This is a genomic window from Nocardia cerradoensis NBRC 101014 (assembly GCF_000308535.1).
In the GTDB taxonomy this organism is placed as follows: Bacteria; Actinomycetota; Actinomycetes; order Mycobacteriales; family Mycobacteriaceae; genus Nocardia; species Nocardia cerradoensis.
The window spans coordinates 1-25319 of record NZ_BAFW01000383.1; the positions used below are offsets into that span (position 1 = coordinate 1).

22 protein-coding genes are annotated in these 25319 nt (G+C 66.3%); 11 read left to right on the forward strand and 11 right to left on the reverse strand.

Features of this window, described 5'->3' with window-relative positions; translation table 11 throughout:
- The 3 genes from ON23_RS33625 to ON23_RS33635 form a co-directional block, all read right to left on the reverse strand.
- Nucleotides 1-4334: non-ribosomal peptide synthetase (locus ON23_RS33625; protein WP_157170368.1), on the reverse strand; the 4334-nt coding region annotated here is incomplete at its 3' end.
- Between the two features lie 264 nt (nucleotides 4335-4598).
- A complete protein-coding gene (locus ON23_RS37310) occupies nucleotides 4599-5354 on the reverse strand; it encodes a class I SAM-dependent methyltransferase (RefSeq protein ID WP_083904405.1) in 756 nt (251 codons plus the stop codon).
- A gap of 1726 nt (nucleotides 5355-7080) precedes the next feature.
- Complete coding sequence (locus ON23_RS33635) at nucleotides 7081-7350, reverse strand: hypothetical protein (protein ID WP_157170369.1); 270 nt, start codon at nucleotides 7348-7350, stop codon at nucleotides 7081-7083.
- A gap of 293 nt (nucleotides 7351-7643) precedes the next feature.
- Between ON23_RS33635 and ON23_RS33640 the strand changes: the two genes are divergently transcribed.
- Nucleotides 7644-7919, forward strand: coding sequence for a GlsB/YeaQ/YmgE family stress response membrane protein (locus tag ON23_RS33640; protein WP_039783587.1), 276 nt, complete (start codon nucleotides 7644-7646; stop codon nucleotides 7917-7919).
- A 204-nt stretch (nucleotides 7920-8123) separates the two neighbouring features.
- Nucleotides 8124-9047, forward strand: a complete 924-nt coding sequence (locus ON23_RS33645; RefSeq protein ID WP_051043719.1) for a CE1 family esterase — start codon at nucleotides 8124-8126, stop codon at nucleotides 9045-9047.
- Nucleotides 9048-9105: 58 nt separating this feature from the next.
- Here the strand turns inward: ON23_RS33645 and ON23_RS33650 are convergent, their stop codons facing one another.
- Nucleotides 9106-11274: an acyltransferase family protein gene (locus ON23_RS33650; protein ID WP_086007053.1), complete on the reverse strand. Its 2169-nt coding sequence runs from the start codon at nucleotides 11272-11274 to the stop codon at nucleotides 9106-9108.
- A gap of 618 nt (nucleotides 11275-11892) precedes the next feature.
- Between ON23_RS33650 and ON23_RS33655 the strand changes: the two genes are divergently transcribed.
- Nucleotides 11893-12582, forward strand: a complete 690-nt coding sequence (locus ON23_RS33655; RefSeq protein WP_039783590.1) for a hypothetical protein — start codon at nucleotides 11893-11895, stop codon at nucleotides 12580-12582.
- A 228-nt stretch (nucleotides 12583-12810) separates the two neighbouring features.
- Here ON23_RS33655 and ON23_RS33660 read toward each other — a convergent pair whose 3' ends face one another.
- The 5 genes from ON23_RS33660 to ON23_RS33680 all read right to left on the reverse strand — a co-directional run bounded on the left by ON23_RS33660 (nucleotide 12811) and on the right by ON23_RS33680 (nucleotide 17339).
- The gene (locus tag ON23_RS33660) at nucleotides 12811-13866 is read right to left on the reverse strand and encodes an alpha/beta hydrolase (RefSeq protein ID WP_063821397.1); all 1056 of its coding nucleotides are present in this window, start codon (nucleotides 13864-13866) and stop codon (nucleotides 12811-12813) included.
- A 137-nt stretch (nucleotides 13867-14003) separates the two neighbouring features.
- Nucleotides 14004-15245 carry an esterase/lipase family protein gene (locus tag ON23_RS33665; RefSeq protein ID WP_039783593.1) on the reverse strand — a complete coding sequence of 414 codons (1242 nt, stop codon included), beginning with the start codon at nucleotides 15243-15245 and terminating at the stop codon, nucleotides 14004-14006.
- Nucleotides 15246-15394: 149 nt separating this feature from the next.
- On the reverse strand, nucleotides 15395-15949 hold the full coding sequence (locus tag ON23_RS33670) for a DUF8020 domain-containing protein (protein ID WP_039783595.1): 555 nt from the start codon (nucleotides 15947-15949) through the stop codon (nucleotides 15395-15397).
- Nucleotides 15950-16098: 149 nt separating this feature from the next.
- The gene (locus tag ON23_RS33675) at nucleotides 16099-16329 is read right to left on the reverse strand and encodes a hypothetical protein (RefSeq protein WP_039783597.1); all 231 of its coding nucleotides are present in this window, start codon (nucleotides 16327-16329) and stop codon (nucleotides 16099-16101) included.
- Between the two features lie 293 nt (nucleotides 16330-16622).
- Entirely contained in the window at nucleotides 16623-17339 is a 717-nt protein-coding gene (locus ON23_RS33680; protein ID WP_051043721.1) for an esterase/lipase family protein, read from the reverse strand.
- A 269-nt stretch (nucleotides 17340-17608) separates the two neighbouring features.
- Here ON23_RS33680 and ON23_RS33685 point away from each other — a divergent pair, with 269 nt between their 5' ends.
- The 4 genes from ON23_RS33685 (at nucleotide 17609) to ON23_RS33700 (ending at nucleotide 20550) form a co-directional block, all read left to right on the forward strand.
- Nucleotides 17609-17791 carry a hypothetical protein gene (locus tag ON23_RS33685; RefSeq protein WP_039783601.1) on the forward strand — a complete coding sequence of 61 codons (183 nt, stop codon included), beginning with the start codon at nucleotides 17609-17611 and terminating at the stop codon, nucleotides 17789-17791.
- Between the two features lie 111 nt (nucleotides 17792-17902).
- A complete protein-coding gene (locus tag ON23_RS33690; RefSeq protein WP_210743217.1) occupies nucleotides 17903-18802 on the forward strand; it encodes an MEDS domain-containing protein in 900 nt (299 codons plus the stop codon).
- Nucleotides 18799-19752, forward strand: a complete 954-nt coding sequence (locus tag ON23_RS33695; protein ID WP_051043722.1) for an anti-sigma factor RsbA family regulatory protein — start codon at nucleotides 18799-18801, stop codon at nucleotides 19750-19752. The genes ON23_RS33690 and ON23_RS33695 overlap by 4 nt, the downstream gene beginning before the upstream one ends.
- 534 nt (nucleotides 19753-20286) lie before the next feature.
- Nucleotides 20287-20550 carry a MerR family transcriptional regulator gene (locus tag ON23_RS33700; RefSeq protein WP_210743451.1) on the forward strand — a complete coding sequence of 88 codons (264 nt, stop codon included), beginning with the start codon at nucleotides 20287-20289 and terminating at the stop codon, nucleotides 20548-20550.
- 110 nt (nucleotides 20551-20660) lie between these two features.
- Here ON23_RS33700 and ON23_RS33705 read toward each other — a convergent pair whose 3' ends face one another.
- Nucleotides 20661-21620, reverse strand: coding sequence for an NADP-dependent oxidoreductase (locus ON23_RS33705; protein WP_039783606.1), 960 nt, complete (start codon nucleotides 21618-21620; stop codon nucleotides 20661-20663).
- A 92-nt stretch (nucleotides 21621-21712) separates the two neighbouring features.
- Between ON23_RS33705 and ON23_RS33710 the strand changes: the two genes are divergently transcribed.
- The 3 genes from ON23_RS33710 (at nucleotide 21713) to ON23_RS33720 (ending at nucleotide 23582) form a co-directional block, all read left to right on the forward strand.
- A complete protein-coding gene (locus tag ON23_RS33710; RefSeq protein WP_039783608.1) occupies nucleotides 21713-22309 on the forward strand; it encodes a TetR/AcrR family transcriptional regulator in 597 nt (198 codons plus the stop codon).
- A 160-nt stretch (nucleotides 22310-22469) separates the two neighbouring features.
- Complete coding sequence (locus tag ON23_RS33715; RefSeq protein ID WP_039783610.1) at nucleotides 22470-22670, forward strand: hypothetical protein; 201 nt, start codon at nucleotides 22470-22472, stop codon at nucleotides 22668-22670.
- Nucleotides 22671-22757: 87 nt separating this feature from the next.
- On the forward strand, nucleotides 22758-23582 hold the full coding sequence (locus ON23_RS33720) for a MerR family transcriptional regulator (protein WP_039783612.1): 825 nt from the start codon (nucleotides 22758-22760) through the stop codon (nucleotides 23580-23582).
- A 383-nt stretch (nucleotides 23583-23965) separates the two neighbouring features.
- Here the strand turns inward: ON23_RS33720 and ON23_RS33725 are convergent, their stop codons facing one another.
- Nucleotides 23966-24811, reverse strand: a complete 846-nt coding sequence (locus tag ON23_RS33725; RefSeq protein ID WP_039783614.1) for an SDR family oxidoreductase — start codon at nucleotides 24809-24811, stop codon at nucleotides 23966-23968.
- Here ON23_RS33725 and ON23_RS38330 point away from each other — a divergent pair.
- Nucleotides 24783-25283, forward strand: coding sequence for a hypothetical protein (locus ON23_RS38330; RefSeq protein ID WP_373282274.1), 501 nt, complete (start codon nucleotides 24783-24785; stop codon nucleotides 25281-25283). The two genes, ON23_RS33725 and ON23_RS38330, sit on opposite strands and share 29 nt — an antisense overlap.
- The last annotated feature ends 36 nt before the right edge of the window (nucleotides 25284-25319 follow it).

The following is a 25319-nucleotide window of genomic DNA, read 5'->3' on the forward strand; positions in this document are numbered from 1 at the left end:
GGAACCCGCTCCGGGCGCGGCATAACCTGCAGCGGCGACTGAGCGGGGCCGCCACGATGCCGGTTCAGGTAGTCGGCGAGACCCTCGACCGTGGACGCGTCGAACAGATACCGCACCGGCACTTCCCTGCCCAGCGCGAGCTGCAGCCGCGCGCTCACCCTTGTAGCAGTCAACGAGTTTCCACCCAGGGCGAAGAAATCGTCATCGAGTCCCGCTCGGTCTCGACCCAATACCTCCGCGAACGCCTCGGCGATGATCTTTTCGGCCCCCGTCTGTGGCGCCCGGAAAGGCGCGGCGGCAAACATCGGTGCCGGCAAGGCCTGACGGTCGATCTTTCCCGAGGAGGTCAGCGGGAACTCGTCGAGCACCACGATCTGCGCCGGCACCATGTAATCGGGCAACCACGCGCTCAACCGCCGACGAATGGCGGCGATTTCGAGGTCGGTGTGAGGGTCGTTGGCGTGGACGGTGATTCGACGATCTCCGGTGGCGGGCAGGTAGAGGTCGGTCAGTCGTGGGGCGGGCCGGCGGTGAGGGGCGGAAGAGACGATGAAAACGGCATCGAGGGTGCCGGGGCGGGAGCCCCAGGTGACGGCGACCTGATATCCGGTGATTTCGCCTATCCGATGCAGTTGTTCGGGGGTAGCGGTGTCGGAGATGACGTCGGCTTTCGCGAGTGCGTCGGCTCGCGACAGCCCATCGGCGAGCGCGCGTTCGATGAGGACATCGGCGATCAGTCCGGTGCGGGGGATGTCGGTAATGCGTACGGTGGCGGGATGTTCGGAGATCAGCTGCGTCTGCAGCCCGCGCAGTCCAGCGAGTCCGGTCCATGTCCGAGTGGGTGCCGTGGCCAGTGAGCGGACCGGCGTCGGCGTTGTGTGGACGATGACGTCGTACCGGTACCGGTTGAGTTCGTTGTCGGCTGCGCCCCGTTTGACCTGAATGTCGAGTCCGGCCACCGACTGATGGCCGGCGGCCCAGCTGGTGAAGAACTCTGGGGCCACAAGCAATTCGGGTTCGCCGAGGACGGCGAGCTGGACTCGCCGGCGGATCTCGGCGGCGTCGGTGGTGGCGGTGCGGGCCAGCGTGACCGCGGTGTGGAACGCGCCCTGCAGGGTGTGGTTACGGACGTCGCCGATGAATATCGCCCCACCGGGGGCCAGCAGATCCAGGGCGGCGTCGGTGACCTCGGTCAGGTAATCCCGGTTGGGGAAGTACTGGATGATCGAGTTGAGAATGATCGTGTCGAAATCGCCCAGCGGCAGTGCCTCGGTGACGTGAGCCGGCTGGGTCAGCAACTGGACTCGGTCACGCCACGGGAGCTGCCTCTGCTCGAGCGAGTGCGCGAGATTGTCGATCGCCACCGCCGACACGTCGGTGGCGACATAGTGCTCACAGTGAGGGGCGAGCTGCGACAGCACCAGCCCGGAGCCGACACCGATCTCCAACACTCGGCGCGGCTGCAGGGCGAGGATCCGATCCACGGTGGCCGAACGCCACTCCATCATCTCCTCGAGCGGAATCGGATCATCGGTATAGCTGCTGTTCCAGCCCCGGAAATCCATGCCGAACCCCGACGCCGCCACCTCGGCGTCGTACAACTCGTCGTTCATGTGCCGCCACTGTTCGACGATCTCGGCGTCGGCGGTGGTGGTGTGGTCGAGGATGACGTAGGCGATGAGGTGGGCGCCGTTCGTGCTCCGGTGCATGGTCGCGGCGGCCCGGCTGACCTGCGGGCAGGCCAGCAGCGTGTTCTCGATCTCGCCCAGTTCGATCCGCTGTCCGCGCAGCTTGATCTGAGTGTCGGCGCGGCCCAGATAATCCAGGGTTCCGGTGGAGGTCCAGCGCACCAGGTCGCCGGTGCGATACATCCGCGCCCCGGCCTCTCCATAGGGATCGGCCACGAACCGTTCCGCGGTCAACCCCATCCGGCCCACATAGCCGCGCGCCAGCGCGGGCCCGCCCAGATACAGCTCGCCCACCACTCCGACCGGGGTCGGGTTCAGCCGCGCGTCGAGGACCAGCGCGCATATCCCCGGCATCGGGATGCCGATGCCGACCGGCTGCCCGGCCGACAACGACGCGAGGGTGGCACCGATGGTGGTCTCGCTGGGGCCGTAGCCGTTGAACATCCGCCGTCCCGGCGCCCAGACGGCCACCAACTCCCCCGGGCAGGCCTCACCGGTGGTGATCACCGTGCCCACCCGGTCGAGCCGGGTCGGATCCAGCGACGACAGCACGGTCGGGGTCAGCACCGCCGCGCTGACCCGCTGGTCCTCCAGGAACGCGGTCAACGCCTCCCCGGCATACACCTGCGGCGGTGCCACCACCAGCGCCGCGGCCGACCCGACCGCCCACAGCATGTCGAAGATCGACGCATCGAAGGTCGGCGCGGCCACCATCGAAATCCGCGCATCCGCGTCCAATCCGAGCATCGCCCGTTGCGCCGCGGCCAGGCCCAACAGCCCGGCGTGACTGACCGCCACCCCCTTGGGGACACCGGTCGATCCCGAGGTGAACATCACATACGCGGTGTTGTCCACTCGCAGCCCGGCCCGCCGATCGGCGTCGGTGATCGGCTCCGCGGACCGCTCGGACACATCCCGAGCGTCGACGCGCACGACCGGACGCGCCGCGGCACCGGCCACCGCGTCCGACCCGCAAGCGACCACGCATACCGCCCCCACCGCGTCCAGCACCGTGGTGATCCGCTCGACCGGGTGGGCCTGGTCCAGTGGCACATACACTCCGCCGGCTTTGGCCACCGCCCACCACGCCACGACCAACTCCACGCAGCGAGCCATCGCCACGCCCACCGCGCACTCCGGACCCACGCCCGCCTCGATCAGTACCCGCGCCAACCTCGTCGACCACTGGTCGAGCTCGCGATACGACACCTCCCGGGCGCCGTCGACGACCGCCGGCGCGTCCGGGCAGGCCGCCACCGCCGCGGCCAGCAACTGCGGCGCCAACCCGACCGGCGCTGCCACTCGCGCACCGGACCACTCCGACAACACCAGATCGCGTTCACCGGTAGCCAGCAGCGAGACCGCTCCCACCGGCACCGACGAATCCGCCACCAGAAGGCGGTCGAACAGCATTTCCAGCCGGGTTATGTGCCTGGCGATGTCGTCGGAGTCGTATCGATCCGGATTCCACGTGAACTGAATTCGCGGCGCGCCGTCACCCAGCCGCGGATAAATGTTGATTGCGCAATCTTGTATGGGATAGGTGGTCAATACGTTGTAGGTCACTTCGGAAGGCCCGAATTGAAGCGGGGCGGCGAAGTCGAGAATGTTGATCGCCGGGCCGAATTCGATGTTCATATCGGGCCGGGTCGCCTGGGCGATCAGGTCCGGCCAGCGCCGGAACTGTTGATGCCGCAACGCACCGATCATGGCCTCGGCCACCCGATCGCTCAGTACACCGATGGTGTCGTCGTCATGGACATCGATGAGCAGCGGCACCATGTTCGACACCATGCCCGTACATCGTTTCAGCGCCGCGGTCGTCCGTGCCGAAACCGGCAGTGACAACGAGACATGGTGCTGCCCTGTGGTTTTCGCGATGAACACGGCTACGGTCGCGACAATCCTTGCGACATCGAAGCGGAGATGCCGGTTCTCCTCGACTCGACGCGGGCACATCAGTTCCCGTATCAGCGGGTGGCGTGGGGCCACCGGCCTGCGCGTACCGCCCAGGTCGGTGATGTCGAGAGGTTCACGCACAACGGTTTTCCAGTACTCGGCATCGTCTCGACTGCGCGAAGACTGCTGATACTTCCGATCCGCGCTGCGGATCAGGTCGAACTCGGAGAAGTCGACTTCGCCGGTAACGGGCGCTGCTCCCGAGTAGACGGCCGCGATGTGCCGCATCAGATTGTCGGCGCCGTACCCGTCCAAGAGAAGGTGGTGTGTGCGCAGGTAGAAGTACGACAGATCGCCGGTGATGCGCAGCAGTGCGAAGTCGGTGAGTCGGTCACGGGCCAGATCGATCGGCCGGCGGTAGTCGTCGTCCATCCAGTCGCGAGCGGCGGATTCCGGGTCGCGCTCGGCGCGCAGATCGATACAACGGAGGGTTTGCGGAAACGAGCGGTCGACGGTGAAGACCGGTTCGCCGTCGTCGAGGGACAGCCGCGCGCAGGGTGTGCCGAACCGGGTTGCCGCCGATTCGCACGCGAGCATGAGCCTTTCGGCGTCGACATCGTGATCGATCGTCAGGAAAGCGGCCACGTTGTAAGGGACTTCGGGCCGGAGTTGTTGGGCAGCCCATATCGACCTTTGAGCGGCGGTTAACGGCCCGAGTACCTCCAGTTGAGCACCGTAGTTGAGCATGATGACGAATTCCTCGTATGTCCTCGAGGCTTCAAATCCCGGCAACCCGACGACCGATCAAGTGATCTCGGGTCGGCTGTGGTGGTGATGGCGATGACACACACTGCGCCCATGCTCGTGGTCACGGGCGTCGATGCCGATCGGTTCAATCGAATGTCCACGCGTCCGTACTCCTGTCATCTGAGGAGCTGCCGTGGACGCTCGCAGGGAGCCACCTACGATGTGGCCTCACGAGCACCCTACGCCGAACGGGATTGGAAGACATCAGAAGTCAGGACCGGATCTGGGCTTGCGGGCAGAACCGGCCACCGCGATCTGCGGGCTTCCGGGCAGAACGGGCGGCTGCCTGCGCAGTTCGAGGGTGATCGACGGGTCTGCGTAGCGGGCCAGCGCACGCAGCGCCGACGGGCTGTAGGCGCGCAATGAGCTGATCAACGCGTCGTGCCAGTACGGAATGATCGTCAACGGCAGTGCCAACGCCACCATGACGAGGTGCAGCAACGAAGGCGCGCGCGACAAGTCGATGATCAGCAGTTTATCGGCGGCGCGGGTGCCTTCCGCGAACACTCGGGCGGCCGGCGGCGGTGGTAGATGGTGCAGGGACAGCGCGAACACGGCGAGGTCGTAGGCCCCGTCGGGTGCGTCGATGGCGGTGGCATCCATCTCGCGCACGGTGGCCCGTGGATGACTGCCCAGGTCACCGGCGGCGATGGCGGCGACGGATGCGGGCTCGATGTCGGTGACCGTGACGTGCGCGGTAGGATGCATCGTCAGCAGCGCCCGCGACAGCCCACCGTGGCCGGACCCGAGTTCGAGGATCTTCGGATCGCGCACGTCGGCGACCTCGTCGAGCACGATGCGCGCGAGCCTGCGATGTATCCCGAAAGCCCTTTCGCCGCGTTCCAGAGAACGGATTATGCTGCGCTTGCGAGCATCGACGTCGTCACGGTCGAGGTACTCCAGCCGATCGGTCTGCAACCGCCGGTCCAGCCACGACGCATCCGGACCACCACGCGGCATGCGGTCGATGTCGAAGACTCCGGTGGCCCTCTCGTTCCCCCTGCTCTGCGCACCGCCACCGTTCCGCCGTTTCGTCGCCGTTCCGGCTCGGCGGTTGGCCGCGACCAGCCGCCTCAGGAACGAGGGCCGCGCGAGCCGGGCGGGTGGGTCGACGAAATGCATCACACGAAGCACCGCTTCGGCGACCGCCGGATCGTTCGCGGCGGCTTCCTGCGCCTTGTCGATGGGCCAGTTCAGCAGGCGTCTCGGCACCCGGCGCCAGCCATCTCCCTGGGACACGGTGAAATCGGTGAACCGATTCCCCCGCCACACGGGGCCGATCTGCTTGGCGGTCGCCTTGAAGAATCGCCGGCTCAAGTCGGCGTCGCGCTCGGTCAAGCAGTTTCGCAGCGCCACGGCCTGCAGTGCGGCCATGGTCATGCCCTGCATATAGACCGGGTTGAAGCTGCAGATCGCATCGCCCATCACCAGCAGCCCCGCTGGAAATTGACGCATCTTGTCGTAGCGTCTCCATGTGCTGGCCGGGTAATGCTGCGCGGACATCGAGCCGAGCGGCTCGGCGGACCGCAGCGCGGCGATCAGCGAAGGCGGCGCGAATTGCGCGGCGCAGTCGATGACACCGGACAGATCATGGGGAAGTTTGTGCCCATCCACGCCGAACAAGGTCAGGATCCAGGTGTCGTGCTCGTAGGCCACGGCCACCACCCCGACCGGTCGCTCGGGCAGCGGGCTGATCGAGAAGCCCAATTTGTCGCCGACCATGTCGGGCGGAACCCGCAGAAATTGGCTGGCGTAACTCAGATGCACCGGGTAACGCTGCTCGATCGGTCGCTCGCAGCCGAGGTTGTCGAGAAAAACCGGGGTGTGCGCGGAGCGGCCCATCGCATCGACCACCAGCTCGGCAGTCAGCCCGGTTTCCTCACCTGTGTGGCGGTTGACCACCCGCGCGCCCGTGACGCGGCGGGCCCGGTCGGTCATCGGCGCGACGACACCATGGCTGTCCAGGACTTTCACGTTGTCGATGGCGCGGACTCGCCGCCTGACATGGGAGTCCAAGAATGGCCGGCTGGGTTGATAGACGACCAGCGATGCGGGGTCGGCGTATTTGTCCGAACCGCCGAGTTCGTGCCGGCCCAGCCGGACATAGACACGCGACGGCTCGTTGGCGAGAACATTCGCGCCTGCGCTGACGAGTTCCTCGAGCAGGCCGGGAAACAGCTGGCCCAGGACATTCGATCCCGTACTCAGCAGCGCATGGAAATGCCGCGCCTGGGGCACACCTCGACGCTGCTCAGGACCGTCCGGCAGCGGGTCCCGCTCGACGAGTGTGACCTGCTCGTAAAAGTCCGACAGCACCCGGGCGGCTAATAGCCCGCTCATACTCGCACCGCAGACGATGGCTTGTTGTCCGAGCTTGCTCATGGCACTCCCTGCCGCAACTCGCCGTTGTGCTCGTTGGTGAGAAGCTTGCCCGCCTATCCTTCGCCTTATCCAGCAAGCACGAAACAGCGGGTGTACCAGGTTCAATTTGTCGAAGCAATTTCCGGCGGCCGGCAGACGCCGCGATAAGACCCTGTTCGAACCCGGCCGCCCCTTCGATGCTGTTCGCCCCTGCCGCCCGCCCTCTCCACGTTACCGACGTTGCTGGTGTGTCGCGGCAGCGGCCGGCAGTCCGGCCTTCCCGGGGGAGCGGCGGCCGGCAATTCCGGGATCACCGCTCGTTCGGCTACCGCAGCCCCGGGAACGCCGCGTCGTGCGGGTTGTCTGCTCCTGCCGCGCGAAACTCCGGACGGGAATGTCGATCCCGTCTCGTGGTGAAAGCAGGCTCGGTACCCGCGTCCGTGTAATCATCGATGGCCGTGTCGGTGGCGTATTGTCCTCGCGCCCTGCGGATTTCCCTCAGACCGTGAGAGATACAAGCCGCGATCACAGCGATGCCCAGCAAGCCGACGCAGATCGAGAAGATCAGCTGCCCGTGGGCGCCATCGAGTTTCATGCAGTCCTCCTCGCTCACCATCGTCGAAGGCGCCTGTCTCTGCGGCATAGACGCGGACAGACTGTCGAAACCTCCGACCCGGGACGGGTTCGATGCGCTGCCACCGAGCGATGCGCGTCCGGTACCGGAGGGGCTGTCGAGCCGAACAAGGTCTATCGCTGCGCGCGAAGTGGGCTGTCACACAGAGTGTTTGGTGTCTTCGATGTCGGTTGGTTGGTCGGCGGGATGCGGGGTATATCGGCGTCGAGCACGCTCGGATGCAGAGCGTTTCGACGTTCGAAAGAGGAGATACGATGCTGGGTCTGGGAATTATCGGTTGGATCATCATCGGTGGATTGGCGGGCTGGCTGGCCAGCAAGATCATGAAAACTGATGCTCAGCAGGGCATTCTGCTCAACATTGTGGTCGGCGTGATCGGCGGCTTCATCGGCGGCTTCCTGCTGAAACTGTTCGGCGTCGATGTCGAGGGTGGCGGATTGTGGTTCAGCTTCTTCACCTGCCTCGGTGGCGCGGTGGTCTTGTTGTTCCTGGTCGGTTTGGTCACCGGCCGCGGCCGCGCACTCCGATAAGGGCGCCTCGCCCCGGGATCGCACGCGAACCGGCTGTGATGTAAGGGGCGCAATGCTGGGCTCGGAGGCCGTCGTAGCCTCCGAGCCCAGCATTGTGTCCACCTTCGCGCGCGGGCCGAGGAGAACCGATTCGACCGTTTACCACTATGGAAAACCACGGTCACAGTAGGCTGCTGCCCATCGCCGTCTCGATGATGGGAAAGTATGCGCGCTATCGCAATTCACCTCGCCGCGGCCGTGGCCGCCATCGCCGCAGTCGTCGCGTCATTGCAGATCGCGCAGGTGGCGCACGTTGATCGCAGCCCAGTGCGCCCCACCGCGGCGCAATGCAGCCTGGCACCGACAGCCGGCACCGTCGTACGGACGATCGGTAACAGAATCTATCGGCTCAACGTTCCCGCCGGCTTGGCCGGACACTCGGTGCCGCTGCTGCTCGCCGAGCATGGGAACGCCAGTAACGCAGCAGATTTCGAGCAGGTCTCGGGCTGGACTCCCTACGCGGCCGCGCACCACTTCATCGTCGCCTACCCGCAGGGCAACGCCAACAATCTGCCGCTGGATCCCGGTAACGGTCTGGTGGGCAACGATTGGCAATTCCAGCAGGGCTCGATCGACGTCCAGTTCCTGCGCGCGGTCGTCGCCGACATCGAGGCGAATTGGTGCATCGACTCCGGGCGCGTATACAGCAGCGGGTGGTCCGACGGCGGCATCATGTCGCAGCGGTTGGCATGCGACGCCTCCGACGTCTTCGCGGACGTAACCTCCTGGGAGGGAGGAGATCCCACCCTTCCCAACCCCACCCTGCTGATTCCCAGTCCTCCGTCGCCCTGCACACCGGCTCGACCGATCTCCGTCGAGATCGCCCAGGGACAGATCGACCCGATCTCCGATCCGCCGGCCGGCGTGGCCAACGTCGGCGCGTGGGTGAATCGCGATGGTTGCCCCGTCCGTCCGGCCCAATCCAGCGACGCCTTCGGCACGACGGCCGGCTACGGACCGTGCCGCAGCGGGACCTCCGTGCAGTACCGGGTGGAGAACGGTCAGTTGCACCAGTGGCCGTCCGGTGCGGCCGGCGAGGACCTGCGAGATCGACTGTGGAACTTCATGTTCGCCACCACACTCCCGTAACGACCGAGCGGGCACACTGCCCTGGCGGAGCGACGCCGCAGTGGGATTCCGGTGCCCGTCATCCGTGGGCGAGGGTGCGGTCGATGAGGGCGCCGATCGCGGGTCCGAGAATCTGGGCGTAGCTGACGGTGAGGTGATTGTCGTCGCGGAACACCAGAGTATTGCCGACGATGACGGGGCAGCGGCCGGCAGTGCAGAACATCGGGGTGAGATCGGCGTACTCGCCGCCACCGGCCGTGGCCGCGGCCTGCTCGGCCGAGACACCGGCGTCGTTCACCCCGGCCGGGCGCGCGGGTGCGCATGCGGTGGCATCGTCGAGGTGTTCGGACAGGCACGTCGGCACCGTGGCGTGGGGATCGGGGATCGGGCCGAGAACGAGAACCGCCGAACCGATCGCGCGCAGCTCGGAAACCAAGCGGGCCAGGCTGTCCACCCAGGCCCGATCGTAGGAGACGAAGCCGAAATCGCCGCCGTAGCGCCGGGACATGCCGACCACGATCAATCGCGGGTGTTCGTTGCGCAGCCGGTTCACTACCTGGCCGCGCCACTGCTCGCATTCGGTGTACTCGCGGTCCAAGTACGGGCTCGTGATCGGCAGGTCCAGCAGTGGGCAGGTGACCTTCGCCATCGTTTCCAGCCGCCAGTGCCGCGCCTCGGCGATGGGTTCGAGCGCTGGATTCCACATCGCCGCATGTGAATCGCCCACCAAGGCCACCGTGGTGGGCGAGTCCGGATCACCCGAGGCGCACTCGGCCTGCCCGACCTCGCGCCACGAACGCACACAGCCGTTGGTGAACACGTCGGCCTTGTCGCCGGGCGCGTTGTCCAGCGAGGGGGTGAGATTCGATGGGACAGCACGGATTTCGGCCGAAGCGGTGACAGCGGATTGCGCCTGCGCCATCAGCTGCCGGACGGCCTCGTCACGGGGGTCGGCGGCAGGCGCGGTCGAGTCGCGGGGCGTCGAAAGTACCAGCGACGGTGCCGCCGTGCCGCGCCCGATCGGGGCGGGGACGAGCATGAGAAGGACGAATGCCGCACTGGTGGCCAGCGCGGTACAGGCGAAGCCGCAGGCGAGGCTGCGCATGGCCGAGTTCCGCAACGGCGCCGCGAAGCGGACCGGGTTCTCGATCGTCCACTGTGTGAGCAGGGCCAGCCCGCCGGCCATCATGAGCGCACCGATTGCCCCGACTCGCCCGAGCGGGTGGCCCAGCATGTGCGGTGCCAGCAGCAACACCGGCCAATGCCACAGGTACCAGGTGTAGGACACGCCGCCGATCGCCCGTACCGGACCGCGGGTCAGCAGTCGGCCGACCCCGAAACGTGGCCCGGCGCAACCGGATACGATCATCAGAGTGGTGCCCGCGACGGGTATCAGGGCCGCGCTGCCGGGATAGGGTGTCCTGCCGTCGAGGTGGGTGCAGGCGACGACGACCAGAACCAGACCGATCCATCCGGCCGGCGCGGCCACCGCGTGCGGCAACCGGGACCACACGACAACCGAGAGCGCCACCAGGCCGCCGGCGGCCAGCTCCCACGCCCGGGCGGGCAGCGAAAAGAACGCCCACGGCGGCAGTGTGCCGGTCCAGATCAGGGAGATCGTGAACGAGAGCGCGGCGACAACCGCAAGAATGATCAGGTAGGGAAGTGGCCCCGCCGATCCGGTGCGTCGGCGCCGGAGGACCCACGCCGACGCGACGATGAGCACCGGCCACACCAGATAGAACTGTTCCTCCACGCCGAGTGACCAGAAGTGCTCGAACGGCGACGGCGGCTCGCTCGCCGCGAGGTAGTCGGTGCCGTGCAGGGCGAGCCGATTGTTCCCGACATACAACGCGCTGGCGATCCCGTCGCCGAGGACCTGGCGCGCCTGCAGCGGCGGCAGCAGCACCGCCGCGCCGATCGCGGTGGCTACCACCACGATGCCCGCCGCGGGCAGCAGCCGGCGAGCCCGTGCGCCGTAGAATCGCGCCAGCCCGATGGTGCCGCCGGCCCTCACCTCCCGCCACAGTATGCCGGTGATCAGAAATCCGGAAATCACGAAAAAGACGTCCACACCGACAAATCCACCGCTGATACCCGGAATTCCCGCATGGAACAGCACGACCGCCACGACAGCGACCGCTCGCAGTCCCTCGATATCGGGCCGAAATCCCTCCCCGGGCCGCGGTGCATGGTGAACCCGGTCTGCCTGCCGATTTACCAACCCGCTCACGGCCGTGTCCGTCATGTGCAGCATTGTGATTGATCGACGCGCTCATGACGCGACGACGTGCCGATTCCGCGCCCGACGAATTCGCCGTGCCGGATGTGCTACTTATGGTCGAATTCGGCGGTTTTTGTCTCGCGGAATTCTCTCGGCCCGGTGTGGGATTAGCTCGAGCGTTTCACCGAAAGTCTCTGCGGTAAGAGCGAATCCGCGTGGCCGGGCCAATGGCGGTGAACGAGAACCATGCTCGATGTGCTTATCGGATCAGCGCTTCCAGTCGTGCTGCGGCGTCGCCGAACACCGGCATGAGTGATTCCGGAATCGGCTCCCAGCCAGTACTTACCCGCCATGGTCGCCTCCGCAACGGATACGTGCGGCTACCAGATTTGCCTGCTCGTCGGGGCATCGCATCACCCGAACCGGGTGATCTATGCACGATGGGGGTGCCGGCCGGCGTGGACACTCGCGAGTTGGATTCTCGCGCCCGATTACGACGGTCGGACAGGGCTTTTCGTCATTCCGAACCGATCCGGACCCTTGTCGCATTCACCCGCGGCGGGTGATGCCACCGTGTTCGCGTCGATGGAAACGTCGCCCGGCGACAGGGCAGGTAATCCGATCGGTTCGAGGAGAGGTCATATGGCGCGGCTCGCTCATTTCGGAATCGTCCTCGCGGCTGCCGTGGGGGCGGCAGTCGCCGCGTTACCGAGCGTCGCCGCCGATCCGCCGGCAGGTGCGGGTGTGCATATCAGTGCCTCGGCCGACAATCGAAAATGCCAGGTGACGTTCAAGATCGACAATTACACGAACGCGCACAACTGGTACACCCTGGACTATTGGTTCTCCCAGGAGGACCAGCCCTGGGCCCCACCGGACGCGGAACCTCTGCCGAGCGGCTGGCCCGACCCGCTGCCGTCCCCGTGGCGGTTCGTGCCCGGGGCCAAGAAGCCGGTCGCGCGCTACACGCCGCCGAGCCCGGACGATTCGCCCGGCTCCATACGTGGCGCACTCCCGGCCGATTTCCCTGCAGCGGACCGCTATCAAGCTCCGTACACGAACTTCAATCCATCCGCCCTGTCAACACCTTTCACCACGACCGTCACGTTCGACCTCCGGACCGTCGATCCGGCCCCTCCCACCACCACCGACGGGACATACACACTGCGCTATCGCGTGTACCTGGGCCCGCAAACCGAGACCTACGGCCAGCTGGTGCCGAAGTCCGTCACCGTCGGCGGGTGCAATTCCGGCGGAGGCTCGAGCGGGTCCGCGGACATGGGGTCCAGCGGATCCGCAGATATGGGCTCCAGCGGATCCGCTGGAGCCTGACCTGGGTGCAGAGATGCGCAAGCGGTAGCGGCCGGGTCCTCTACCTTTGGGGAACTGAGATGACCGCGTAAATCGCTGTGGGGGAAGACTTTTCGAGCCGCTCGGCTGCTGAGATCGGGTGAAGGAGCTCGGCGATTCAGACCTGCGGCGGCCCGCTACTCGGCTCCCGACTTCGCCTGTCCTGCGTGTGGATGCTCGGTTACTGCCGTGAGGTCGATACTTCTCTGTTCAGTGGCGCTGAGGCTCGCCTATTCGTGCGTGGACGGTATCGGCGATGTCTTCGGTGGCGGCGCGTGCGTCGGGATCCGCGAGCATGGTGGCGAATCCGTGCGGCAGGTTGTCGTAGCGTTCGAGCGATACCGGTACGGCGAGATCGTCGAGTCGATGGGCCAGTGCTTCGCCTTGGTCGCGCAGGACGTCCATTCCGGCGGTGGCGATGTGAGTGGCGGGCATGTGGTTCACATTCGGCGCGTGCAGCACGCACACGCGGGGGTCGAGGGCGGTGTGCGGGTCGGGGGCGTACCAAGCCAGGGCTCGTTCGACGCAGCCGCGGTCCAGCGGGACGGTGAACAGGTCGCTGGATCGGTAGCCGGCCATGCTGGTGTCGACCACCGGATACAGCAACACTGCCAGTGCCGGTCGGTATCGAGAGTCCGCACCGAGATGCAGGGCAGTTGCCGCTGCCAGATTGCCGCCGGCGCTGTCGCCGCCGATCGCGATCCGGGTCCTGTCGACATTCCAGTCCGGTGCGTGATCGACAGCGAATCGGTACGCAGCGAGGACATCGTCGAATGCCGCGGGGAAAGGATGTTCGGGCGCGAGCCGGTAGTCGACCGACAGCACTTTCACCCGGGCGCGCGTGGCCAGGAGTCGGGCGGGTGCGTCGAAACCGGCGGCACTACCCAGATGCCAGCCACCGCCGTGCACGTACACCAGCAGGCCGCACGGTCGTCGCAGTTCTGTGGGTTCGTACAGTCGCGCGCTGAGCGGGCCGGCCGGACCGCTCAGCTGGATGGTGGTGACAGCGACATCGGTGTGGTCGACGCCGCCGGCGATGCGTGTCAGGACATCGAAGCGGGCGCGAGTCGCCGGGGAGGGGGGCCGTCGGGCGAGCAGTTCACGTTTTCCGAGGGTGGCCAACACGTGCAGGCGCGGGGAGAGTCGCTGACCGTCGACGACGGGGCGCTCGAGCGCCAACAGCGACCACCAGGCCGAGGGCATCGACAGTGCGCGAGCGCCCGCTGCCTGTATCGCGGTCGTCAGGATCCTGAAGCTTGCTCTCACGGCGTTCCATCCTTGCTTGTCGACGCCACGTGTAGACAGCTTTTTCGCACCGTCTCGCGCCGAGGCGCGGACCACATCATCATGGACCGCCGACGTATTCGGTTTCTCACGGCCCTTGTGGTTCGAATTCGTCCGACTCAGTCCGAACGTAGCGACTTCTGTTCGCGCTCGCCGCGCAACCAGTGGGACAACGCTTCGTAGACTGCCTCGTGGTTGAGCAGCGTGAAATGATTCGCCCCGGGCAGGTGCATGCCGTTGTCGTCGTCGAAACCGATGCGCCGGGCGCGATTTCGGCCCGAACCGCTCGTGGTCAGCACCAATCCGTCTCCGATGACGCGGCCCAGAGGATGGTGCGGGCTGCGAGTGATGGTCGCGGTGACGAAGTAATGATCGGCGCCCTCGAGAAGCGGGACCTCGCGAATCGCTCGGCGGCGCAACGCGTCCGCGTCCACACCGTCCCAGTCCTGATCGACCAGTGAACCTTGACGCAGATCTCGGATGCCCGCACTGCGGCGGCGTAGCAGTCGTCCGAACGGACGGGTCTCCGGGATGCGGACCAGCGCCGCGGAGAGGTAATGGACGAATTGCTCGAGCGGCGCACCCAGATGAGGTGATCCGAGGCAGACCACTTGACGCACCCGGCGTACCCAGGAACGTCCCTGCTCGGCGGCCTCGAAACATGCGCCACGCGCGATGAGCCCACCCATCGAATGACCGACCAGCGACAACTGTTCGACCTCGACCGGCCAGTGCTCGACGAGGCGCTCCAACAGATCGTTCAACTGCCGGGCGTTCTCGGAAATGTGCAGACCGCTGTTGTATCGCACCTGAAGGGAGGTGCAGACGAGATCGGTCTCGAGTCGTTCGGCATAGGTCGGTCTGCCGCCGAGGCGCCACGCGTGTTCGGTTTCCGCCAAACCGTGCAGGAAGATCACGACCCGACCGCTCGGGTTCGTGATGCGCTCCGCGAGCTGTTCCGGCGCCACCGGTTCGCCGGCGGAGCGAAATGTCATGGGAGCGGCGAGAATCGGCCGCTGCTGCGCAAGAGTGTCGCCGATCAAGCCTTGCAGCGCGGCGAGGAAGCCGGAGCCGAAAACCGTACGCGACGGGGTGGATACCCCGGAGAGCGTCGCGGCATGTTCGGCCAGCACGCCCGCCGACACCGCGGAACCGCTGACGATCCGGTACACGCTGTCGGCGATGGTGTCGTGTACCACCTGCACCGGCAGAGTGGCCGGGCCGACCCCCAGCCGCACGGCCGCGAAGACGTGATCGGAGATGGCGCGATGCACCGTGGCGACCCCGTCGACAGCACCGCCGAGTTCGTCGCCTGCCAACCGGGCGAGCGCCTCGATCTCCGACTGTTGCCGATCGCTCATCAATTCAGTGTACGTCTGTGCACTGAAAACTGTTCCCCTCCAGGGCAGATCTCCGGATGACCGGACATTCGACGAATGGATACCGACCGCCGGTGATCTGTACCGGCGGTCAGTTGTCTCGATTCGACTACTCAGAGCTCCGCCGCGATTCACGGAACGGGAGCGAAGAAGCCGATCGCGGCACCGATCACGGCACCCACAGCGCAGCCGACCACCGCGCCGACCACGAAGAACCAGATCCCGATCGCGATGCCGATGGCGCAGCCGATGCCTGCACCCACAGCGGCCCCGATGAACAGGGCATTGTGCAACAGGCCATTCAGCTGGTCCGGCGTGGCGACCGGATGAGTGGTCGGTGCACTGACCGGTGTCAGCGTCAACACCGTGCCCGTGCTGTTCAGGCTGGGTGCGACGGTGAACGTTTCACCGGTCTGCATGCGCAGGGTTGTCGGTATCGTGCCGACCACCGAACCGTTGTCCGCGGTCACCGTGATGGCATCCGGCGCGAGGCTGAACTTTCCGGAGGCCAGATCGACCGTGGCGCGCGAGTGGTCGGCAGCGAGGTTCGTCGTATAGGCGACGGTGCCGTCGACCCCATGCAGGCTGACATCGGTAACCTCGGCCTGCCCATTCGCTGTGACGGTGGCAATCGCCGTAGCGGCGATGGTGAATAATATGGTTGCCACCAACTTCTTGAGAAACATGTGAACTTCCAATCATCGAGCCCCCACCTAAGGCCCCGATCCCAGTAGAACTGGGCATTGATAATTTTTCTCTGATGATGTACGGCCGTCAACAAAGTAAACGGCCGGCAGGGAAAGGCTTAACGAGTCCGAGTCCCGCAGCAGCCCGATCAGTGGAATGAACAATTGCGGACCCCACAGAGGTCGGCGGCGATACCGAACAATCGGGCCCGTTCTGAATGCCGATTCCGTTGATCGTCGTGATGATCGGGGGCGTGACGGTAGATCTGCCGCATCATGCGGTCGGCGGCGTCGGCCGAGCCGAGCATGAGATGGCAGAACAGCCGCAGTTGCGTGTCGAGGGCCGCACCACATGCGGCGGAGTTTTCCGGTTCGGACATGCTGTCGCCGTCTCAGAGCCCGAAGCGGGGAAACAACGATGCGCCGTGGAACGCGACGATCCGGGCAACGCCCTCGGTCGTGAGAGTCAGGACGTCAGCAACATGACTTTCTCTTTCCGTTGTTCACGCCGGCGCGTGAAGACCGTGCCCGGGTTCGCCGGGCTTACCTCCGACATATGCAGAGGTGAGCGCACCGCGAAAATCATCGGTGCCCGATCCGTCCGCATCTCGGGGATACGGTTTCGGCGATCCGTGACAGGGTGGTCGCGGAAAGTTCGGGTGTTTGCGTCGTGCTACCGGGGCGGGGGTCCCAGGAGAGGGAGGACCATCGTGCACGTCGGCGGGGTGGCGTGGGCGGGGTCGAGTGCGTCGAGTACCTCGTGGATGGCCACCGGATCCGACGTCAGCTCGTTGTGTTCGGTGAAGTCGGTCGGGCACAGGTCTTGTAGGACGACGTTGTGCACGTTGGGGCCATCGAGAAGACCTGTGGTGTAGGGAGTGGCGATCTGGTCGTAGCGGGTGACGATCATGGTGAACGGGATCTGCGGTGTGGCACCGGGATTCGGCTCGAGATCCTGCAGGAACGGTGTGCCTGGTGAGAGCTGACACGGTCCGCAACGGCGGGTGGCCGCCGCACCGCTGCCGGTGGACTCCACCAGCGGCTGCAATCCGGCGAGGCCGCTGAGCGTCGATCCGTGCATCGGAGCGGCCAGGGCGATGTAGCGGCCGACCTTCGACGCGCCGCCGAGTCGGCTCAGGTAGTAGTAGGCGACCGCCCCGCCTATCGAATGACTCACCAGGTCGACATGTTTCGCTCCGGTGGCGGCCTCGACCTCGTCGACGAAGTCGCCGATCTGTGTGGCGCTGTCCTGCACGGGCACGGTGGCGCCGATCGGGCCCAGGCTCTCCGTACCGTAGGTGATGGTGTACACGCAGTAGCCGGTGTGGGCCAGCACCGGCGAGAGGGTATTCCAGCTGATGGTGTCGTTCGACAAACCGTGGATCAGCACAACGGGATTCGGATGTGCTGCGGTCGGCCGGCACGATCGATCGTTGGCCCCGGGAGGCGACTGCCCCGGTCCGGTCAACTCGGCCTGCACGCCGCTCAGATAGCTGTAGGAGGGGGAGGGTCGGGTACATGATCGTCGGCCGCGGCTGGACCGGCTACCGCCACGAGCGCCGTAACAGCCAGCGTGGCAACGGATATCGCGCGTCTCATCGGCGTACTCCTTCGCGTGTGTAGCCGGTCGGCAGTCCTTCCGCCCCCGCCGAGGAAGGAATGACTCCGACCGGAGTGGCTGCGGTGATCGAACCTGATCTGCGGGCCATCGGATGGGAGGACCCCGCGGCGGTGGCGCAGCTGGTCGTCGCGATGGTCGCTGAAATCGCTTTCGTGGAACTGTATGCCGATGAGCCGCAGCCGGCTCTGCGTTCAGCGGTGATCAGCCTGATCAGCAGGTAGGCAGCGCAGCTCGCGCCGCGCACCGGGCGGTTCAGGTGAAGGCCAGAGGTCGGCGTCGCCGTGGCTACTCGTGACCACACTGACCGGTGACAACCGGCCACACTGTCGGGTGTGATCGACGTCGGTGCCTCGGTCGAGTCCACCGCCACTAGACTCGGCGCGGTGAGACGGTCCGCTCGGTTGCAGCATGCGCGTGGCTTGGGGCCGCGAGATCATGTGTGCTGGGGTTATACGGGGATAGCGGAGTTCAGGACCCGTGCCGCTGAGTTCCTCGCCGACGGTTTGGACGCGGGTTGTCGGGTCTGCTACATCCGGCCCGGCACGGTCGGCGACATCGCCGAGGACTTGCGTGAGCTCGCGGGCTGGAGCGAGGCGTTGCGGGACGGCAGAGCCGAGGTCATATCGCTGTCGGAACTCCACGACGCCGACGCGGTCCTCGACCCGTCCGGCCAGGTTCAGGCTTACGCCGAGGCGACCGAGCGTGCCGTGGCGGACGGGTTTCGAGGACTGCGGGTGGCGGTCGATTGCACGTCGCTGGTGAACGATGCGCCGCGGCTGGCGGTTTTCGCCCGTTTCGAGCATCTGATCGATCGCTATATGGCTGGCCATCCGTTCTCGGCGCTGTGTGGTTACGATCGGTCGGCGGTCGAGGCCGAGGTGCTGGCCGAACTCGCCTGCCTGCACCCGTGTACCGATGCTCGCGCGGCAGGGTTCCGGTTGTACGCGCCGCTGTCGGCCGGCCACACCGTCGCTCTTGCCGGTGAACTCGATCTGTCCACCCGCGACCTACTCGCGCCGACATTGAAGCGAATCGACCTGAAGCCCGAGGGCGGCGAGGTCGTCCTCGATGCCAGCGGGGTGGAGTTCATGGACCATGTGAGCGTGACTCGGCTGGCGGATTGGGCCGCGGCGCGCGATGCGGATCTTGTCATCCGCACGCAGTGGTCCGGTATCGATCGCGTGATTCGGCTACTCGATATTTCCAACGTCCGAGCGGAGCAGCTGCCATGACGTCGACAACCCGCACGGGCCCGCGAGCAGGGGAATTCGTCCACCCCGCCGTGTTCTATCGATCCGACGAGGACTACCTGGCGACGCTCTCGCCGTTCATCACCGAGGGCGTGGCGCAACAGCATCCGGTCGCGGTCGCCGTGCCCGGCCCCCGGCTGCGAGTGCTGCGTGATGCCGTCGGGTCCGCCGGCGAAAACGTGACGTGGATCGATATGGCGCAGGCCGGCCGGAATCCGGGCCGGATCATTCCCGGCATCTTACGGCGGTTCGCCGATGCGCATCCGGATCGGCACGTGCGCATCATCGGCGAGCCGATATGGCAGGGGCGCACCGCCGCCGAATATCCCGCCTGCGCTCAGCACGAGGCGTTGATCAACGCGGCCTTCGCCGGTCGCGACGTGACGATCGTGTGCCCCTACGACGCGACGCGACTCGCTCCGGACGCACTCGCCGACGCGTATCTGACGCACCCGCTGGTCTGGGAGACACACCGGCGGTATCGCAGCGATCGATACGACCCGGACAGCGTGGTCAGCCGATACAACGAGGAGTTGGTCGTGCCGGTCGAGGCGACCGAACACCCCGTCGACACGTCCGCCGAGGTCTCGGACGCCCGCCGATTCGCCACAGCCGAAGCCCGCAGGCTCGGCCTGGCCGAAGGACGAATCGCCGACTTCGAATTGATCGTGACGGAGTTGGTGACCAACAGTCTCGTCCATACCGGCGGCCCGTGTCGGTGGCGGCTGTGGCGCGAGGGCGAGGACATAGTGTTCGACCTGCGCGATTTCGGGCATGTGACCGATCCGTTGATCGGGCGTCATCCGCCGGACCGGGATCGCTTCGGGGGACGTGGTCTGTTTCTCGTGAACGAGCTCGCCGACTTGGTCCGCATCCACTCCACACCCCACGGCACCACCTGGCGTGTTCTGCTCCACGTCCATCCGCGCTGAACCGCCGACACCGCATCCGGTTCGCGCGGTAGTCGTCGAGCCGGGTCCGGAAACCGAGGAAGCCCGCACCATCGGTGCGGGCTTCTTCATGTCCGCCCTACGAAAAAATCTATAGTGGTGATGGTAGACATTCGGCAAATGATGCGGTAACTTCTGTCTTGTCGGAAGCGAAGAAAGTATCCAGATGGCACGGGAGATGATGAACTGCCCGTGAGGAAAGACGGCGGGCGTGGCAGCGGGACCAGCAAGTACGACGGTCCCGCCGCCCGCCGGGCAAGAAATGAAGTGGTACGGAAAGTTGAAGTAACCCAGTGAGGAGAAGGGAGGAGTTGCCCGTCGGGTCACTCGGAAGAACATGTGGTCCGTGTGATCGCCGACGCTTCGGTTACATGTCGGAAGACGCAAGTACATTCCCCCTTTCAGCGCCCCGGTGTCATGGGACACCGGGGCGCTTCGGCGCATGGAGGCCGCACGATTTCTGAATCACCCACCGCGAACGAGAAGTTCGACGACGACGACTACCCCGCCTACACGATGGGCCGGGCCGCGGACATGCTCGGCACCACCCAAGCGTTCCTGCGCAGCCTGGACGAGGCGAAACTGATCACCCCGCAACGCTCCGCCGGCGGGCACCGCCGCTACTCGCGCTACCAGCTGCGAATCGCCGCCCGCGCCCGTGAACTCGTCGACCAGGGCACCCCCCTGGAGGCGGCGTGCCGGATCATCATCCTCGAAGACCAGCTTGCCGAAGCTCGCGATCTCAACGACAAACTCAGCCGGCAAGACCGACCCAGCTGACCCTCTGTCCCTGTGGCGCGACGATCAGGCGACCGCGCCGGTCGCTCATTGGAGTGCACGAACCGGCCGACGCGGCGCGCCAGGAGACCGACCGGCGTGCCGACTCGAGGCTAGAGGTCGATGACGACCTTGCCGTGCACGTGGCGGCCGGCTTGGAGCTCGACGGCGGCGCGGATCCGGTCGACCGGAAAGGTTGCGGCGATCGGTACGTCGATTTCGTTCGCCGCGACCAGGCGGGCGATCTCTTCCAGGGTGCCGGGGTCGGCGTCGGCCCCGTTGGCGGGGGTGATCCCGTCGATCTGGCCCGCGATGGTGGTGATCCGCGTGTCCGCGACGCCGAGTTCGCGTGCGACCTGCGCTGTCTCCAGCCCGTGCAGGTCGATCGCCGCGGTGACGCTTTCCGGAGCGAGGCCACGCACACGATCGGCCAGACCCTCACCGTAAGCGACCGGCTCCGCCCCGAGGTGGCGCAGAAAGTCCTCCGATGCCGGCGATCCTGTGCCGATCACCCGAGCCCCCGCGAGGCGCGCCAGTTGGACGGCGAACACCCCGACCCCACCCGCTGCGCCGCCGATGAGAACCGTGTCGCCCGGTCCGGGATCGACGACGGCCAGAGCGGCAGCGGCGGTGCAGCCCGCGATGGTGAGAACGGCCGCGGCGCGGTCGTCCACACCGTCCGGAATGTGGTGCGCCTGGCCCCCTTTCGCGATGGACCCCGCCACGTCGACGACTACGAAGTCGGCGACCGCGCGCGACAGAGCGCCGCCGAACACCCGATCGCCGACCGCGAACCCGGTGACACCGTCACCAACCTGGTCGACCACTCCCGCATAGTCGGTTCCGAACCCCGCAGGCGCGCTCAGGCCGAACCGGGCGGCGGTGTCGGCGTCGGAGGTCATGAACCAGTCCATCGGGTTCAGTCCGGCCGCGGTGACTCGCACGCGAATCTGTCCCGCGCCCGCCTGCGGCGCGGGCACCTCTTGGAGGTCCAGAACTTCCGGGCCGCCGAACGACTCGAGCCGTACCGCCCTGCCTGTGCTCACCGACGTGCGAGTGCCGTGTTCCTGCATCGTTGCTCAACTCCTCGGCTCCGATATGGCCTCGAAACGGACTATGCTCCGTTTATATGAGCTACGGTAACATAAGCGGAGCATGATCCGTTTTGGGTAAAGGGCAGAATCGCGCGCCGCGTGCGGACGCAACCCGTAACCGCGACCAGTTGTTAGCCGTGGCGACCCGCGTGTTCGCCTCGGCCGACAGCGAGTCGTCGATGCGTGCGATCGCGCGCGAGGCGGGAGTCGGCATTGCCACGCTGTACCGCCATTTCCCCACCCGTGAATCGTTGGTCGACGCCGTCTACCGCGATCAGGTCATACGGCTGACGGCCGGTGCCAGGGAACTGCTCGGCCGGCTCGCCCCTGCCGCCGCGCTACGGCGCTGGATGGACCTGTTCGGAGAGTGGATCGCGACCAAGAACGGCATGCTCGACACGCTGCTCACGATGATCGAGTCGGGTGAGATCGCCCATGCCCGGACCCGTACCGAACTGCTGACGGCCATCACCGAGATACTCGACGCCGGCCGCGCGGCGGGCGATATCCGCACCGACGTCACCGCCGAAGACCTCGCCGCCCATCTCATCGGAATCTTCACCGTGGCCCCCCGCCCGGAGCACGAAGCGAAGGCGGCTCGCATGCTGGACATCCTGATGGACGGCCTGCGACCTCCCACGTACGGCCGACCTCAGGTGGTCGAGTAAACGCGAGAAGCCCGACCGGCTGCTCAACCACTGTCACCTGACCGTGCGGCAGCCCGTTTGAGGTTGTGTGGATGGGTATTGAAAGGTCGCGGTCGGTGCGACCGTCGTCACGGAGCGCTTCTGGTTCGTGGTGCAGCGGGCTGAGCGGCGAGGAGTTCTGGTGACATTTGGCGGCGCGACGGTTGATACGGCCACGGAGTATGTGATCACGCAGTTGGAGAGTGCGGGTAGCGCGGAGCGACACGATTTCGATGTGCCGGCACTGGTGGCCAACTTGCACGCCCTGACCGAGGGGTGGGATTTCCACCTGGTGAACCGGTCGATGTTCTGGTCGCTGGCGGCCGGGTATCTACGGCTGTAACTCATGTCGGCACGGTCGTGCAGTCTCCGATGCGAGCGGTCGTCCTGTTGACTCTGCCACCGTGTCAGGGTCGACACTCGACGAGTCATGTTCACCATCGGAGACTTCGCCAGGCACGGACGTGTTTCGGTCCGAATGCTGCGGCACTACGACGCCATCGGTCTACTGCGCCCCGCGCACGTGGACGCGTCCAGCGGCTACCGCTCCTACCAGGCGGCGCAGCTGTCGCGGCTCAACCGAATCGTCGCGCTGAAGGACCTCGGCTTCACACTGCAGCAGGTGCAGACAATCCTCGACGAGGACATCGGCATCGAGGAACTGCGTGGGATGCTGCGCCTGCGACGCGCCGAGCTGGAAGCAGCCCTGGCGGAGGCCATGTCGGGTCTGGCTCGGGTCGAGGCGAGGCTCCGGATGATCGAGAACGAGGATTCCATGCCCCAGGAAGACATCGTCATCAGGAAATTGCCCCCGATCCGCCTGGCCGAACTGAGCGCGACGGCCACGAGCTTCGACCCCGACGAGACCGGCCCGCTCATCGGCCGGCTCTTCGATGAGCTGCGCCGACGGCTCGACTCCGCCGCAGTCGCGGCGGGCGGCCCTCGTACCGTCTATTTCGAGACCCCCGACGAAGACGACTACCGGATCATCGTGCACGTCGGCCTCCCGGTGTCGGCGGGTGTCACCGAGGCCGCGGGCCTCCGAATCGTCTCGCTGCCTGCGGTGGACCGCGCCGCTACGATCGTGCACCGCGGCATGGAACACGGCTTTCTGCGCACCAGTCAACTGCTCGTGCGCTGGGTCGAGGCGCACGGCTACCGGTTCGACGGCCATGCGCGGGAGATCACGCTCAACTCCTCGGAGGATCCGGACGAGTCGGTGGCCGAACTGCAGGCCCCGATCGTCACGACCTGACCTCGGACACTGCGATGTCGCAGCCGAATGCGCCGGGTCGCGTCGAGATGCCGGTCGACGATGAACTGTGCAGTGGTGCCGACGATGGGTGGTATGCCCGTCCAGAACACGGCGGACCACCGACCATCGAACGTGACGAGGTATTCACGAGTGGTGGCGAAGATGTCGGTGATCTCGGCGGTGACTTCGGAGCCGACGGGGTGGCGGTGTGTGGCGGCGTGCCATTCGGACCGCTCATGCCGGGAAGGCCGGTCCTCGTCGATCAGAACGTCGACGAATCCGCCTCGGGGATGGCCCACGTCGACGAACAGCCCGATCATCGCTGGACCATTCCGACGATCGCTCCTTCGGTTGTGAACGGCCCGGAGGAATCTGTCGGCTCCTCACCTTTCGCTGTCGAGTGCCTGGCGTACCAGCTGATCGCTGGCGGACAGCAGTCGGCCGCCGACCGATTCGTCGCGGGCGAGTGCGGAAGGTTCACGGGGACTGTCGTTTTCGAAATAGCCGCCCGTGGTGTCCGTCAGGGCCGGATCCGTGGCGAGGTAGGCGAGCCGGCGACCGCCTTCCTCCGGTGAGACCATGGTGAGGCGTTTGACGACTTCCAGGAGCGGGCGGGTGAACCACGGGGCGCCGTTCCAGATGCCGGTGGCGACCATGCCGGGATGGAGCGCATTGACGGTGACGCCGGTACCGGACAGTTGCGCCGCCAGGGCGCGGGCGTAGCCGACGTTGGCGAGTTTCGATCGGGAATACGCCTTCATGATCGAGTATCCCTGCCGGTACTGCAGGTCGTCGAAGTCCATCGTTCCCCGATAGTGCGCGGTCGAGGCGGTGAACACGATGCGCGACGGCGCGCTCGCGATCAGGAGCCCTTTCAGCGATTCGGTGAGCAGATACGGCGCGAGGTGATTGACCGCGAACGTCGCCTCGTAGCCGTCGGCGGATTCGGTCCGCCCGGAATAGACGGTGCCCGCGTTGTTGACCAGGACGTCGAGCCGGTCGTATCGCGCGAGCACCGAATCGCTCAGTGCGCGTACCGATTTCAGGGAGGTGAAATCCGCGACCAGGCTGTCGACCTGCGCTGCCCCCGCGGCCGACACGCGCTCGGTTGCCCGGCGCAGTTTGTCGGCATCGCGCCCGACCAGTACCAGGTGTGCTCCGGGCGCGACCTGGCTCGCACATTCCAGTCCGATGCCCGCGGTGGCGCCGGTGATGAGAATCGTCTTCACGGTATGCCTTTCGAACGGTGGTTGTTCGCTTTCGCGGTCAGTGCGTACCCGCGGCGCGCGCTGCCATCCGGAAGATACGACGCCGCACGTCTCGGCGCACCCGGTCGCGCAGCGGCGCAGCGGGTTTCGCGGGCGTGCTGCCGAAGCGCGGGAACAACGCGAGCGCATCGGATCGCTCGATACCGCGGCGGGTCGATTCGTCGATGCCGTATTCGTCGAGTCCGCCGTTGAAATACAGCACCGCGGGTTCCTCTTCGTCACGGTGCCCACGCCCGACTTCGCGGCGGCCGCCACCGAAGCCGAACGGGCGCTGGACGTTCTGGGCGCCGATGGTGTCGTTCTGCTCGCCAACGCCCGCGGCATCTATCTGGGCGCCGATGGGCAGGACGAGCTGTTCCGCGTGCTCGATGAGCGGGCGGCGGTCGCGTTCGTGCGCCCGGCCGCGCCGTGCGATGACGCCGCGGCGTTGTGACTGATCGGAAGAGGTTCGGCTGGCCTCGACTGCCGA

Bases quoted from the DNA above. Each gene is read 5' to 3' on its own strand.
- ON23_RS37310 (WP_083904405.1), bottom strand. From the start codon at position 5,354: ATGCCGCGTGGTGGTCCGGATGCGTCGTGGCTGGACCGGCGGTTGCAG.
- ON23_RS33635 (WP_157170369.1), bottom strand. From the start codon at position 7,350: ATGAAACTCGATGGCGCCCACGGGCAGCTGATCTTCTCGATCTGCGTC.
- ON23_RS33640 (WP_039783587.1), top strand. From the start codon at position 7,644: ATGCTGGGTCTGGGAATTATCGGTTGGATCATCATCGGTGGATTGGCG.
- ON23_RS33645 (WP_051043719.1), top strand. From the start codon at position 8,124: ATGCGCGCTATCGCAATTCACCTCGCCGCGGCCGTGGCCGCCATCGCC.
- ON23_RS33650 (WP_086007053.1), bottom strand. From the start codon at position 11,274: ATGACGGACACGGCCGTGAGCGGGTTGGTAAATCGGCAGGCAGACCGG.
- ON23_RS33655 (WP_039783590.1), top strand. From the start codon at position 11,893: ATGGCGCGGCTCGCTCATTTCGGAATCGTCCTCGCGGCTGCCGTGGGG.
- ON23_RS33665 (WP_039783593.1), bottom strand. From the start codon at position 15,245: ATGAGCGATCGGCAACAGTCGGAGATCGAGGCGCTCGCCCGGTTGGCA.
- ON23_RS33670 (WP_039783595.1), bottom strand. From the start codon at position 15,949: ATGTTTCTCAAGAAGTTGGTGGCAACCATATTATTCACCATCGCCGCT.
- ON23_RS33675 (WP_039783597.1), bottom strand. From the start codon at position 16,329: ATGTCCGAACCGGAAAACTCCGCCGCATGTGGTGCGGCCCTCGACACG.
- ON23_RS33685 (WP_039783601.1), top strand. From the start codon at position 17,609: ATGACTCCGACCGGAGTGGCTGCGGTGATCGAACCTGATCTGCGGGCC.
- ON23_RS33695 (WP_051043722.1), top strand. From the start codon at position 18,799: ATGACGTCGACAACCCGCACGGGCCCGCGAGCAGGGGAATTCGTCCAC.
- ON23_RS33700 (WP_210743451.1), top strand. From the start codon at position 20,287: ATGGGCCGGGCCGCGGACATGCTCGGCACCACCCAAGCGTTCCTGCGC.
- ON23_RS33705 (WP_039783606.1), bottom strand. From the start codon at position 21,620: ATGCAGGAACACGGCACTCGCACGTCGGTGAGCACAGGCAGGGCGGTA.
- ON23_RS33720 (WP_039783612.1), top strand. From the start codon at position 22,758: ATGTTCACCATCGGAGACTTCGCCAGGCACGGACGTGTTTCGGTCCGA.